Source organism: Pantoea sp. GM01 (assembly GCF_000282675.1).
In the GTDB taxonomy this organism is placed as follows: domain Bacteria; phylum Pseudomonadota; class Gammaproteobacteria; order Enterobacterales; family Enterobacteriaceae; genus Pantoea; species Pantoea nemavictus.
The window spans coordinates 1-13,308 of record NZ_AKIU01000001.1 but is presented as its reverse complement, the minus strand read 5'-3'; the positions used below and the strand labels follow the sequence as shown (position 1 = coordinate 13,308).

The following is a 13,308-nucleotide window of genomic DNA, read 5'->3' as shown; positions in this document are numbered from 1 at the left end:
TTTGAGTTGTGGGTGTACAATTGCTCGTTCCCTCACCAGGGCAAGTGCAACCAACAATAACAAGACTGTCAGGCACACAAATCTATGAATCTACGCTTTAAAGCAGGTGCGCCATGCTAACGCGCCTGCGGCCAAAAACTGACCTGCGCACGCTGATCGCGCTGTTAGCGATCACCAGCATCGTCATCACGCTTGCCAATGCGTTGTACGCCACCTGGCGCGTGCAACGTATGGTCCTGATCGAAAGCACCCTCGAAGCTAATCGCGCTTACGCCACCAAACTGGCTGCCACCACGGAAGTCTTCTTTCAGCTGGCTCAGTCGCAGCTGCACTACAGCGCGACGCAGTTAGGCAATGATTTTGATGATGACGATCTGGCGCAGCAGGAAGTGAATCGCCTGCGTGAGCAAACCAACAGCTTTAACTCGGTCGCGGTGGTCGACAGTAACGGTATCGTGAAGGCGATTTCACCGGAATCGTTGATGCTGAAAGGCATGCGTCTGACCAGCCAGTCTTCGCGTGAAGCGTTAGCGCAGCGTCAGCCGATGGTCAGTCGACCCAGCATTTCCGCCGCTAACAACCTGATTGTGTTTGTCTCCTGGCCAATCTGGAGCAAAGACGGACGCTATCTCGGCTATGTGGGCGGCACTATCTATCTGAAAAAGAAAAGCATCCTGAACGCGCTGCTCGGCGAACAGTTCTATCGCGACGGCACCCAGGTTTACGTTATGGATCGTAATAATCAGGTGCTGTATCACCAGAATAGCCAGCTGATTGGCAAAAGTGCGCCAGCCATCATCAGCGAGCGCCAGCGCCAGCAGCAAACCAACGGCGAAGTGCAGTTAAGCGAAGAGGGCAAAGCCAAACTGGCCGGTTATGCCATCGTGCCCACCACCGGCTGGATGGTGGTGGCGTTGAAACCGACCGATGCCACGCTGGCGCCGCTCTCAGGCTTGTTATTAAAAGTGCTGAAAAACTCGGTGCCGTTCGCGCTGCTGACCTTGCTGGTGGCGGTGATTTTGGCGCGGCTGATTGCCTTGCCGCTGTGGCAGCTGGCGCGTAAAGCCAGCCAGATGGATTCGCAGGGCGTATCAACTGAGATTGGCGGCATTCGCGCCTGGTATTTTGAAGCGGCGCAGGTGAAGCGCGCGTTGCTGACCGGCATTGGTTTAGTGCAGGACAAAATTGGCCGGCTGAAATCTGAAGTCCAGACCGATCCGATGACCAACCTGCTCAATCGCCGCGGTTTAAGCGCCGTGCTCGACTATTTCTCTACCATGCGCCAATCGTTTTCCGTGCTGGCGCTGGATATCGATCACTTCAAACGCGTCAACGATACCTTTGGTCATGATGTGGGTGATGAGGTGATCAAACACGTGGCGCGCACCTTGCGTCACAGCGCACGGCAAACCGATGTGGTGTGCCGTAACGGCGGGGAAGAGTTTCTGATGCTGTTGCCCGCCACCTCGGTTGAAGATGCGCGCATTCTTGCCGAACGCGTGCGTATCAGCATCGCGGAAAACTGGATTGATCAGGTTGGCAATGTCACGCTGTCGGTGGGGATTGCTGACTGGCAGCCGGATGGCGGGGCGCAGGAACAGAGCCTCAAGCAAGCCGATGCCGCGCTCTATCAGGCGAAAAATGCCGGGCGCAACTGCGTAATGATCTCCGGTCAGGATGCGTTGGTGAGTAGTATTACGCATTAACCCTCCCTATCATGCACGATCCGTAGCGACGTAATTTATGGCACCGCTACGGAACGTGCGCTTTTCTGTTTTCGTTTCAAGGATGTTTTGCATGCTCGCTCTGCTTTATCAATGGTACAAACGCCGCTTCAGCGACCCGCAGGCTATCGGCCTGCTGGTGATTCTGCTGGCGGCGTTTTGTATTCTGTTCTTCTTAAGCGGTTTACTGGCGCCGCTGCTGGTGGCGTTAGTGCTCGCCTACCTGCTTGAGTGGCCAACGGTACGCCTGCAGCGCGTCGGTTGTAGCCGCACCTGGGCCACTAGCGCGGTGCTGGTGGTGTTCGCGGGCATCTTATTGGTGATGGTGTTGATTGTGGCGCCGGTGGCCTGGCAGCAGGGCATTAATCTGACCCGCGACTTGCCCAATATGCTGAATAAACTCTATCTCTTTGCCGCTGGCTTGCCGAAGCGTTATCCGGCACTGGTTGATGCTGGCATCATCGACATCATCGTGGAGAATCTGCGCAGCCGCCTGACTGGCTTAGGCGAATCGTTGGTGAAGTATTCACTGGCGTCGCTGGTGGGCTTGATGACGCTGATGATCTATCTGGTGCTGGTGCCGCTGATGGTGTTCTTCCTGCTGAAAGATAAAGAGCAGATGCTGAGCGCGGTGCGTCGCGTGCTGCCGCGCAATCGCGGTCTGGCGGGTGTAGTGTGGCAAGAGATGAATCAGCAGATCACGAACTACATTCGCGGCAAAGTGCTGGAGATGGTGGCGGTAGGCTTTGTAACCTGGCTGGCGTTTCTGATGCTGGGCCTCAACTATTCGCTGTTGCTGGCGGTGCTGGTAGGAATTTCAGTACTGATTCCCTATATCGGCGCGATGGTGGTGACCCTTCCGGTGATTGGCGTTGGCCTGTTCCAGTGGGGACTGGGCAGCGATTTCTGGACCATGATCGCCATCTATCTGGTTATTCAGGCGCTGGATGGCAACGTGCTCGTGCCGATTCTGTTCTCTGAAGCGGTGAATCTGCATCCGCTGGTGATCATTCTGTCAGTGGTGATTTTTGGCGGGATGTGGGGATTCTGGGGCGTGTTCTTTGCGATTCCGCTGGCAACGTTGGTAAAAGCCGTGGTGCATGCCTGGCCTGAAACACCGGCGCTTGATGGGCCGCGAAAAGAGTAAAAGAGAACGGGTGCGGCTTGCGCACCCGTTACTATCAGGCTGATTTCAGATAATCCAACACGATGTCGTGGTGGTTAGACGTTTTGAAATCGTCGAACACTTTCTCTACCTTGCCTTCGCCATCGATCAGGAAGCTGATGCGGTGAATGCCGTCGTAGGTTTTACCCATAAAGGTTTTCTCACCCCACACGCCAAACTGCTCACACACCTGATGATCTTCATCGGATAGCAACGTGAAGTTCAGCATCTCTTTATCGGCAAAGCGCGACAACTTCTCGGCTTTATCGGTGCTGATGCCCAGTACTGTGACACCCTCAGTTTTCAACTCATCCATGTTGTCGCGCAGACCGCAGGCCTGAACGGTGCAACCCGGCGTCATGGCTTTCGGATAGAAATAGACCAGAACGCGCTGTCCCTGGAAGTCGGCCAAATTTACTTGTTCGCCGTCCTGATCGGGCAAGCTAAATTTCGGTGCGGTATCACCGGCTTTCAGTGGATTCATCACAACTCTCCATTATTTTTTACATGCTGTGGGTAATACACCATCAGGAACAAAAGTGCCAGGGGGTGTTTACCGTCAGGGTTATTTCACTACACGTTTTGCCGCCGCGGCAGAGTGTGTGGCGAAATAACCCGGAGCCTGATTAAACGCTGCTGTTGGCATCGTCGGTCACACTATAAAGACGAATTGAGCCTTGTGCATGCAGTTCTTCGCACAGCTGATTGAAAGCCTGCTCGATAGGGGCGCTGACCGGATTGGCCGGGCTGTGCGCCGTCATTTGAATATAGAGCGTCGGGGCTACGCCATCCTGCGACGGTTTAATCCGCGAGACCAATTCGGCGATATTCATCTGGTGTTTATCGAACAGATCGGTGAAGCGCTCAATGATGTGCGGAGAATCCGGGACTTCAACCTGCACCCACACGGTGGCGGGCATCGGTGGCGTAGCGCGTGCGTTGGTGCGCTTCATCACAATCAGCAACTCCAGCTCGGCACCTTTCATTGGCAGCGTAGATTCAATCAGGGTTATCGCATTCCAGCTGCCGGAGAGCAGCATGATGAAGGTGAACTCATCACCAAGCATCGCCAGACGACTGTCTTCGATATTACAGCCGCAGCTACTAACGTGGCGGGTGATGGTATTGACGATACCCGGACGATCAACGCCCAGTGCGGTGATCACCAGATGGTGAGGCTGTGACTGCGACAAAATGGCATTTCCTGTACGTTCGCTAATAACTATAAGGTAAACATAAAAAAAACTGCTGACAAGCGCGGGAATGGCGTGGCTCGCTTGCTTTTCTTTCAATGTAAAACGTAACATGAGGCACTTGTTTGTCGAGGGGATAGCCCATGTTCACCGGAAGTATTGTTGCGCTCATTACGCCAATGAATGAAAAAGGTAATGTCTGCCGCGAAAGTCTAAAAAAACTGATTGATTATCATGTTGCCAGCGGCACCGCGGCGATTGTTTCTGTTGGCACCACCGGCGAATCAGCCACGCTCAGCCATGACGAGCACGGTGATGTAGTCATGCAAACCCTGGAACTGGCCGATGGCCGTATTCCGGTTATCGCTGGTACCGGCGCCAATGCCACAGCTGAAGGCATCTCCCTGACAAAACGCTTTACCGGCAGCGGTGTTGTGGGCTGTTTAACGGTGACGCCTTACTACAACCGTCCAACCCAGGAAGGCTTGTTCCAGCACTTTAAAGCCATTGCGGAAAGCACCGATCTGCCGCAGATGCTGTATAACGTTCCTTCGCGTACCGGTTGCGACATGCTCCCGGAAACCGTCGCGCGTCTGGCCGAAATTAAAAATATTATCGGAATCAAAGAGGCTACCGGGAACTTATCGCGCATCTCACAGATCCAAGAGCTGGTTAATGATGAGTTCATCATCGTCAGCGGTGATGACGCCACGGCGCTGGACTCTATGCAACTGGGCGGCAAAGGCGTCATTTCGGTAACGGCTAATATTGCGGCACGTGAAATGGTTGAACTCTGTGCGTTGGCACAACAGGGCAAATTCGCCGAAGCGCGTCGCCTGAATCAGCGTCTGATGCATTTGCACCAGACGCTTTTCTGTGAACCCAATCCAATCCCGGTGAAATGGGCAGCAAAACAGCTAGGATTAATCGCGGATGACACGCTGCGCTTGCCAATGACGCCACTGACCGAAGCGGGTCAGGCGAAAACGGCTCAGGCGCTGATTAAAGCGGGTCTGCGATAATTTAGGGAGAATCAATGAGTTATTCAGTTAAGCGCTCGACGCTGGCAACGGTAGTGGGCCTTTCCACCCTGATGCTGCTAACAGCGTGTTCCAACGATCAGCGTTATAAGCGCCAGGTCAGCGGCGACGAATCTTACCTGCAGGCGCCTGAGCTGCAGGATTTAAAAGCGCCCGCCGGCATGATTCTGCCACTGCAGAATGGTGATTACGATGTTCCGCATAGCGTCGCCAAAGGCGCAGTTGGTAAAGAGCTGGATATTCGTCCGCCAGCCCAGCCGCTGGCATTGCTGAACGGCACGCGTGCGCAGTTCACCGGTAATACCGGCGTGCTGGCCGTGGAAAGCAGCCGGGGTTCGATCTGGTCGCAAGTGGTTGGCGTAGTCCAGTCTTACAAGTTCCCGATTGCGCAGCGTGATGATGCTTCACAGCAGCTGACTACCGATTGGGTGCAGTGGAACCGTGCTGACGAAGATAACCAGTATCGCGGTCGCTATCAGATCAGCGTGCAGAATCAGAGCTATCAGCAAGTGCTGACGGTACGTCTGCTGGAACTGCAGCAGTCAGGTCAGGCCGTCACTTCTCCGGCGCAGATCCAACGCTATACCGGCCAGATGCTGAACGACATCAGCACCGGTCTGGATAAAGTGGATTCTGCTAGCCAGGATGCCGCGGCAAACCGTGCTACCGGACAAATTGATGTCCAGAGCGGCGCGGACGATACCGGTTTACCGCTGTTGATTCTGCGTGCACCGTTCAACGTGACCTGGCAGCGTTTGCCAGCGGCGCTGAAACGCGTGGGCATGGAAGTCACTGACGACAACCGTTCGCAGGGCAGCCTGAAAGTCACCTACAAACAGCCGGGCAGCGGCGTGTGGGATGAGATCGGTGCGAAAGATCCGGAATTACCAAACGGCGATTACAAATTGCAGGTTGGCGATCTGGATAACCGCAGTAGTCTGCAGTTCATCGATCCGAAAGGTCACGTGCTAACCCAGACGCAGAATGATGCGCTGGTATCAGTGATTCAAGGCGCGTTGAAATAAATTGCCAAAGGGCCGGAGATTACCCGGCCTTTTTGTTTTGATTTGTCATATACACAAATCCTTCAAGCTGCAGATGCGTTGGCTGCTCTCATTCACCCGAATCACTTACTTGAGTAAGCTCATCGGAGTTCATTCGTTTGCCGCCTTCCTGCATCTCGAATGATTTTGTGTATAATAGCGCCCGGCGAAGTAAACGATTGCGTCACGCAGTCGGCGCGCGGTGAAACACCGCTGAACACGGGTTCTTTCATGTTTGGAGTTAACAAGATGCAAAAGCGAGCTGAGTTGTATCGCGGTAAAGCGAAAACCGTATACAGCACCGATAATCCGGATCTGCTGGTACTTGAATTCCGCAACGATACGTCAGCAGGAGACGGTGCACGAATCGAGCAGTTTGATCGCAAAGGGATGGTGAACAACAAGTTCAACCATTTCATCATGACCAAATTGCAGGAAGCGGGCATTCCGACCCAGATGGAAGCGCTGCTGTCGGATAACGAAGCGCTGGTGAAAAAGCTGGAGATGGTGCCGGTCGAGTGCGTGGTGCGCAACCGTGCGGCAGGATCGCTGGTAAAACGTCTGGGCGTGGAAGAGGGCATTGTGCTCAATCCACCGCTGTTTGATCTCTTCCTGAAAGATGACGCCAAACACGACCCGATGGTGAACGAATCCTATTGCGAAACCTTTGGTTGGGTGAGCAAAGCCAATCTGGCACGTATGCAAGAGCTGACCTTTAAAGCCAACGACGTGCTGAGCAAGCTGTTTGATGACGCGGGCTTAATCCTGGTTGACTTCAAGCTGGAGTTTGGTCTGTTCAACGGCGAAGTGGTGCTGGGCGATGAGTTCTCGCCAGACGGCGCGCGCCTGTGGGACAAAAACACCATGGACAAAATGGACAAAGACCGTTTCCGTCAGAGCCTCGGCGGCCTGGTTGAAGCGTACGAAGAAGTCGCCCAGCGTTTGGGTGTGAAGCTGGATTAAGTCTGTCCACCTATCTTGGAGGGTCGTCATTTATGACGACCTTTTTTTATGCCCGTAATAGAGGTCGTCATTAATGACGACCCTACGGTGTTATGTGACTACAACACTGGTGCTAACCTGCGCCGCCAACTAAAATCATGCCAAAACATGTTTAAAGGAGTAGGCCATGCGCTGGCAAGGGCGTCGTGAAAGCGACAATGTAGAAGATCGACGCAATGATTCACCGGGCATTGGCAGCGGTGGCGGACGGCAAATCCGTATTCCGCGCGGCAAAGGTGGCCTGATCTTGTTGGTGGTTGTCGCTGTTGCAGGCTATTACGGCTACGACCTCACCGCGCTGCTGGAAGGCGGCGGTAGCGTCGCGCCAACTTCGCAGCAGCGTCAGGTGAACACCGCGCAGAGTAATGAAGATGCCAAATTCACCTCGGTGATTCTGGCAACCACGGAAGATACCTGGAGCAAGCTGTTCCAGCAGATGAACAAACAGTACGTGCCGCCGAAACTGGTGATGTATCGCGGTGCGACGCGCACCCATTGTGGTACCGGCCAATCGGCGATGGGGCCGTTTTATTGCCCGGCCGATCAAACCGTGTATATCGATTTGTCGTTTTACGATGATATGAAAACCAAACTCGGTGCCGGCGGCGATTTTGCGCAGGGCTATGTTATTGCCCACGAAGTTGGCCATCACGTGCAAAAACTGCTCGGTATTGAGCCGAAAGTACGCCAGATGCAGCAGGGCGCGAGTCAGGCGCAGGCTAATCAACTGTCGGTGAAGATGGAGCTGCAGGCTGACTGCTTTGCTGGTGTTTGGGGCCATTATATGCAGCAGCAAAATATTCTCGAAGTTGGCGATCTGCAGGAAGCGCTAAATGCGGCAGAAGCCATTGGCGACGATCGCTTGCAGCAGAAAGGTCAGGGCCGCGTGGTGCCGGACAGCTTCACGCACGGTACATCCCAGCAGCGTTACACCTGGCTGAAGCGCGGTTTCGATAGCGGCGATCCCGGTCAGTGCAACACCTTCGCTAGCAAGTGATGTCCTTGATTGAACCGACGGCGGCGATGCAGCGTGCAGGCATTCGCCGCCTGAGTGTGATTGCTGGCGAAGCGGATTGGGCCCGGCTGCAAGCCTCGCAATGGCGAGCGGAGTTGCAAGGCGATTGGCTGACGCTCAGTGACAGCGATGATTTGCCGCATGCGGTCGCGCCAACCGCGTTGCGCACGTTACTGGGACGTGAATTCCAGCACGCGATATTCGATGCACGTAAAGGTTTTCATGCCGAAGCCTTCGCGGCGCTGGCGGGAACCTTGCGTGCAGGCAGCTGGTTATTGCTATTGACGCCCGCCTGGAAAAGCTGGCCAACGCAAACGGACGCTGACAGCCTGCGTTGGGCCGATGTCGCCGAACCGATCGCCACACCGCATTTTATCCATCATCTCCAATCTCTTCTGCTCGACGATGCGCAGGTAATGTTGCAGCGTCAGCATCAACCTGTGCGTTATCCCGCCGACATTGATCTGCCCGAATGGCACTGCCAGGCACCACAGCAGCAGGCGCAAATCCTGCAACAGCTAGAAACGATGCCTGCCGGCGTCGCGGTGATCACCGCCGCGCGCGGTCGCGGCAAATCTGCATTGGCTGGCATGCTGGCGCAGCAGAATCAGCACTGTTTAGTGACGGCGCCCGGCAAAGTCTCAACCGAGGTGCTGGCCGACTTTGCGGGTGAGCATTTCCGCTTCATGGCACCGGACGCCATTCTGGCGCGAGAACAGACGCCGCTGGCGCAATGGCTGATTGTCGATGAAGCGGCAGCGATTCCCACGCCGCTGTTGCAGCAGCTGGTGCAGCGTTTTCCGCGTGTGCTGCTCACCACCACCGTGCAAGGTTATGAAGGTACCGGACGCGGTTTTATGCTGCGCTTCTGCGCCACCTTGCCCGATGTCCATTACTTCCAGCTCGACGAGCCGTTGCGTTGGTCGCCCAACGATCCGCTGGAGCAGTGGCTCAGTCAGGCGTTGCTGTTTGAGGATGCGCAGGAAAGCCGCGTAAACGCCGACGTCGCAATTTTCCCGGCGACACCACAGCAAAACTTTTCTGCGTTGGAAGCGGGTTACCGCCTGCTGGCCAGCGCGCACTACCGCACGTCACCGCTGGATTTACGCCGCATGCTGGATGCACCCGGCATGCGTTTTTGGTTAGCCGGGGAAGGTGAACACATCACCGGCGCGCTGTGGCTGGTGGAGGAGGGCGGATTAGATCAAGCGCTAGCAGAAGCGATATGGGCGGGTTACCGCCGGCCGCGTGGCAATCTGGTGGCGCAATCGCTGGCGGCGCATGCGGGTTTTGCGCAGGCGGCGACGCTGCGTTCACAACGCATTAGCCGGATTGCGGTGCAGGCGGCACAGCGCCAGCACGGTATCGGCAAAGCTTTAGTCGCAACGGCACGCCAACAGGCGCGGGGCTGTGATTATCTTTCGGTTAGTTTCGGCTACACCGAATCCCTGTGGCACTTCTGGCGCGCCTGCGGGTTTACGCTGGTGCGGATGGGTTCGCAGCGCGAAGCCAGCAGCGGCTGCTATGCCGCGATGGCGATGCTGGCGATGACTGCAAAAGGCGAAGCGCTACAACAGCAGGCAGCGCAGCGCCTGGCGCGCGACTGGCCGTGGCTGCAGCAGATCATTGAACTGCCGTTATCGCTGGCAAACGATGACAGCCAATTGCTCAATGATGACGATTGGGCGCTGCTGGCGGGTTTCGCCTGGGCACAGCGCCCTTTTGAAGCCAGCTATGCGGTGTTACAGCGTCTGGTGCGCCACGCTTCTACACCCTTGTTGCATGCCATTCTGCTGCAAAAACAGACGCTGAGCAGCGCGGCGCAAAATGCGGGACTTAGCGGGCGCAAGGCGTTAATGCACAAGCTGCGATCTGAGGTTGCCGAGGCCCTAATTCAGCTCAATCCTGACGCGGCACCGCAGACTCCTTCGTTGCAATAAATCCATTATCTCATTCAAATTTTCCCGGTATCTCTGTGCGAGCAGCGGCGTATAGTGATTTGAGGAGGATCTTATGGCACTACGATATGTAATTGTTCAGCAACCCAGCAGTGCAGCGCAGCTGTTCCTGCTGTATCACGGCGTAAACGACAACCCGGATTCGATGGCACAGATTGGCAGCTGGTTCGCTAAGGCGTTCCCGCAAGCGTTGGTGATTTCCGTTGGCGCACCTTACGCTGCCAGCAGTGTTCCTCAGGGACGCCTGTGGTTTGCCGATATTCCGGCGCACGATCGCTCGGAGCAGCAGGGCGTGGATGCGGTGATGCCGGAATTCGTGGAATCGGTGCGTCACTGGCAGCAGCAAAGCGGGGTACGCGCCGAAGCAACTGCGCTGGTCGGTTTTTCGCAGGGCGGCACCATGGTGCTGGAAGGCGTTAAGGCGCAGCCAGATCTGGCCGGGCGAGCAATTGTGTTTAGCGGCCGCTATTCCACGCTGCCGCAGCGCGCATCCACCCGCAACACTATCCATCTGATTCATGGCGATTACGATGAGCAGATTCCGCTCAAGTACGCAGAGGAGGCGAAGCAACGCCTTATGTCGCTAGGTGGCGATGTGACGCTGGATGTGGTTGAGGATCTGCCGCACGCCATTGACGATCGCAGCATGGAGCTGGCGCTCAATCATCTGCGTTATACCGTGCCGCGTCGTTACTTCGATGAAGCGCTGAGCGGCGCTAAGCCCGGCGATGATGATGTGGTGATGATGATCTAAATTTATATCTGCACACTTCGTAGCGGCGCGATTTATCGCGCATTGTTACAGCGAGACTGCTGCTAAACACGCGCGATAAATCGCGCCGCTACGGGTAAGGAGACTGATTTAACTGTGGTTATTTCTTCTTCGGCCAATCCTCTTCATCGTCCCACTTATCGTTAAAATCTCGATGCGGCGGCAAAGTCGGTTTGTTATCCATGAACTTTTTATGGTCGATACGTTTTAGGTCTTTGTAAACATTCATCAAAATACCGACCATCAGCAGGATCACCAGGATCCACCAGTACTCTTTAAAGAATTCCATCCCTTGCTCCTTCGGCGCGTTTAGGCGATCAGTTGTTCCATGATGCGCTGATACATACGGCTCAGCATCTGCAAATCTGACGCTTTCACGCACTCATTAATCTTATGAATGGTGGCGTTCACCGGGCCCAGTTCCACCACTTGCGCCCCCATGCGCGCGATGAAGCGCCCATCCGAAGTGCCGCCGGTGGTCAGCAACTGTGGCTTAATCTCATTATAGTGCGCTACGGCGTTTACCACGGCATCAACCAGCTTGCCGCGTGAAGTCAGGAACGGTTGACCGGAAACATTCCACTCCAGCGTATAACGCAGCTGATGACGATCCAGCAGTTCCGCCACGCGATCTTTGATCATCTGATCGGTGAGCTGGGTGCTGAAGCGGAAGTTGAACTGCACAAAGAATTCACCGGGGATCACGTTATTGCTGCCGGTACCGGCCTGCACGTTGGCGATCTGCATACTGGTTGGCGGGAAGAATTCATTGCCTTCATCCCACACGGTGTCCACCAGCTCATTCAGCGCAGGCATGGCGCGATGCACCGGATTGTCCGCCAGATGCGGATAGGCCACGTGGCCCTGCACGCCGTGAAGGGTAAGATTGGCGGTCATTGAGCCGCGACGACCATTCTTCACCACGTCGCCAACGATTTCGGTGCTCGACGGTTCGCCGACCAGGCAATAATCCATGCGCTCATTGCGCGCCATCAAACGCTCAACCACTTTTACCGTACCGTTAACCGCGCTGGCTTCCTCATCGGAGGTAATCAGAAACGCCAGACGACCTTTATGCTGTGGATTGGCGGCAACAAAGCGCTCCGCTGCCACTACCATTGCGGCCAGCGAGCCCTTCATGTCAGCCGCACCGCGGCCAAACAGCATGCCGTCGCGGATGCTCGGCTCGAACGGCGGGCTGATCCAGCGATTGGCGTCGCCCGGCGGCACCACATCGGTATGTCCGGCAAACGCCAGCGTTTCGCCCTGGCCGCGCGTCGCCCAAAAGTTGAGCGTATCGCCAATGTGCATCGGCTCAACGTTAAAGCCGATGGCTTCCAGACGCGCAATCAGTAGCGTCTGGCAACCGGCATCATCTGGGCTGAGAGAGGGGCGACGGATAAGCTGCTGAGCCAGCTCAATGACCGGACAGAACATGTTATGACTTCTCCTGGATAAACGCGGAATAAAGGGAATCGTTGAAGCCGACCAGCAGATCGCCATTGGGTGCAGCTAACACGGGGCGCTTGATGATGGCAGGCTGCGCGAGCATCACCGCTTTGGCGCTGGCCGCATCGTTAACCGCTGCGCGATCGGCTTCCGGCAGCTTGCGCCACGTGGTTCCGCGCGTGTTTAACAGCACTTCATAACCAAGCTGGTCAATGAACGATTGCAGCAGCGCGTCGTCAATGCCATCCACGCGATAATCATGAAAACGATAGTCGATGCCGGAAGCCTCTAAAGAGTTGCGTGCTTTTTTAATCGTGTCGCAATTTTTAATTCCGTACATCACCCACTGCGCTGTCATCGCTTATTCCCATTTTGTTAAAAATAAAGCGCGAGTTTACCACAGCGATCTAAGTGTCGTGAGCGCTGACGGCGATTGCCGCTTTTTTTCATGACACTTTTGCCGTTATAAATTTTATTACTTAGATCCAGAAAACGCTTTCATCTATCCCATCCGTAATTGCCCACGGCATCATCAGGCCACTAAGGATTATCCTAAACGGCAATTTGTGCTACGCGATTTAAGTTGGGCTTTTTTCCTGACGCATTATGCAGTTGCTGAAATGTGCGTCACTACGCAATTTCAGAAAATTACAGCTTTTGCGCGCGTTTGCCGATAGTGATGAGAGGTGGAAGCGTATTCACCTGTAGAAAAAAACGGCGTAGAATCGCCACTACAATAAGAGAGGATTTTATGGTCGACACCGAAATGGGAAACTGGAAAGAATTTATCGAAGCGATGTTACGTAAGTAACGCGTGAAGAGAAAAGCAGGGCATTTCCCAACTTGCTGTAATTCTTACCACACACAACAATAAAGCCGCCGTGAAGTTCATGGCGGCTTTTTTATTGGGTCTTCACGGGCCTTTAAAACGGTCGCCATAAATGGCG

Annotated in this window: 14 protein-coding genes; 9 read left to right on the top strand and 5 right to left on the bottom strand. The window is 55.0% G+C overall.

The annotated features are described in order from the left end of the window. Positions 1 to 113 precede the first annotated feature (113 nt). Both PMI17_RS00065 and PMI17_RS00060 read left to right on the top strand, forming a co-directional pair. Entirely contained in the window at positions 114 to 1,706 is a 1,593-nt protein-coding gene (locus PMI17_RS00065; protein WP_007884829.1) for a sensor domain-containing diguanylate cyclase, read from the top strand. Between the two features lie 91 nt (positions 1,707 to 1,797). Then, positions 1,798 to 2,871, top strand: a complete 1,074-nt coding sequence (locus tag PMI17_RS00060) for an AI-2E family transporter (RefSeq protein WP_007884827.1) — start codon at positions 1,798 to 1,800, stop codon at positions 2,869 to 2,871. 34 nt (positions 2,872 to 2,905) lie between these two features. On the opposite strand, the gene bcp is transcribed toward PMI17_RS00060, so the two are convergent. Continuing rightward, a complete protein-coding gene (gene bcp, locus PMI17_RS00055) occupies positions 2,906 to 3,373 on the bottom strand; it encodes a thioredoxin-dependent thiol peroxidase (RefSeq protein ID WP_007884826.1) in 468 nt (155 codons plus the stop codon). A gap of 142 nt (positions 3,374 to 3,515) precedes the next feature. Then, positions 3,516 to 4,082 (bottom strand): glycine cleavage system transcriptional repressor, encoded by a 567-nt coding sequence (locus PMI17_RS00050; protein ID WP_036619762.1) that lies wholly within the window; start codon positions 4,080 to 4,082, stop codon positions 3,516 to 3,518. Positions 4,083 to 4,225: 143 nt separating this feature from the next. Between PMI17_RS00050 and dapA the strand changes: the two genes are divergently transcribed. The 6 genes from dapA to ypfH all read left to right on the top strand — a co-directional run bounded on the left by dapA (position 4,226) and on the right by ypfH (position 10,894). Then, on the top strand, positions 4,226 to 5,104 hold the full coding sequence (gene dapA, locus PMI17_RS00045) for a 4-hydroxy-tetrahydrodipicolinate synthase (protein WP_007884824.1): 879 nt from the start codon (positions 4,226 to 4,228) through the stop codon (positions 5,102 to 5,104). A 14-nt stretch (positions 5,105 to 5,118) separates the two neighbouring features. Further along, positions 5,119 to 6,147, top strand: coding sequence for an outer membrane protein assembly factor BamC (gene bamC / locus PMI17_RS00040; RefSeq protein ID WP_007884823.1), 1,029 nt, complete (start codon positions 5,119 to 5,121; stop codon positions 6,145 to 6,147). Between the two features lie 267 nt (positions 6,148 to 6,414). Continuing rightward, entirely contained in the window at positions 6,415 to 7,128 is a 714-nt protein-coding gene (gene purC / locus PMI17_RS00035) for a phosphoribosylaminoimidazolesuccinocarboxamide synthase (protein WP_007884822.1), read from the top strand. A gap of 166 nt (positions 7,129 to 7,294) precedes the next feature. Continuing rightward, positions 7,295 to 8,164, top strand: a complete 870-nt coding sequence (locus tag PMI17_RS00030) for a neutral zinc metallopeptidase (RefSeq protein ID WP_007884820.1) — start codon at positions 7,295 to 7,297, stop codon at positions 8,162 to 8,164. Beyond that, entirely contained in the window at positions 8,164 to 10,122 is a 1,959-nt protein-coding gene (locus PMI17_RS00025) for a tRNA(Met) cytidine acetyltransferase TmcA (protein WP_007884819.1), read from the top strand. Before PMI17_RS00030 ends, PMI17_RS00025 begins: the two co-directional genes overlap by 1 nt. A gap of 73 nt (positions 10,123 to 10,195) precedes the next feature. After that, positions 10,196 to 10,894, top strand: a complete 699-nt coding sequence (gene ypfH / locus PMI17_RS00020; protein WP_007884818.1) for an esterase — start codon at positions 10,196 to 10,198, stop codon at positions 10,892 to 10,894. 118 nt (positions 10,895 to 11,012) lie between these two features. Here ypfH and PMI17_RS00015 read toward each other — a convergent pair whose 3' ends face one another. Genes PMI17_RS00015 through PMI17_RS00005 form a run of 3 tightly spaced genes read right to left on the bottom strand, consistent with a single transcriptional unit; the run spans position 11,013 to position 12,719 of the window. Next, positions 11,013 to 11,201, bottom strand: a complete 189-nt coding sequence (locus PMI17_RS00015) for a YpfN family protein (protein WP_007884817.1) — start codon at positions 11,199 to 11,201, stop codon at positions 11,013 to 11,015. A gap of 20 nt (positions 11,202 to 11,221) precedes the next feature. Further along, positions 11,222 to 12,349, bottom strand: coding sequence for a succinyl-diaminopimelate desuccinylase (gene dapE / locus PMI17_RS00010; RefSeq protein WP_007884816.1), 1,128 nt, complete (start codon positions 12,347 to 12,349; stop codon positions 11,222 to 11,224). 1 nt (position 12,350) lies between these two features. Beyond that, positions 12,351 to 12,719: an ArsC family reductase gene (locus PMI17_RS00005; RefSeq protein ID WP_007884815.1), complete on the bottom strand. Its 369-nt coding sequence runs from the start codon at positions 12,717 to 12,719 to the stop codon at positions 12,351 to 12,353. Positions 12,720 to 13,040: 321 nt separating this feature from the next. Between PMI17_RS00005 and ypfM the strand changes: the two genes are divergently transcribed. After that, positions 13,041 to 13,172, top strand: coding sequence for a protein YpfM (ypfM, locus tag PMI17_RS25810; protein ID WP_369751400.1), 132 nt, complete (start codon positions 13,041 to 13,043; stop codon positions 13,170 to 13,172). The last annotated feature ends 136 nt before the right edge of the window (positions 13,173 to 13,308 follow it).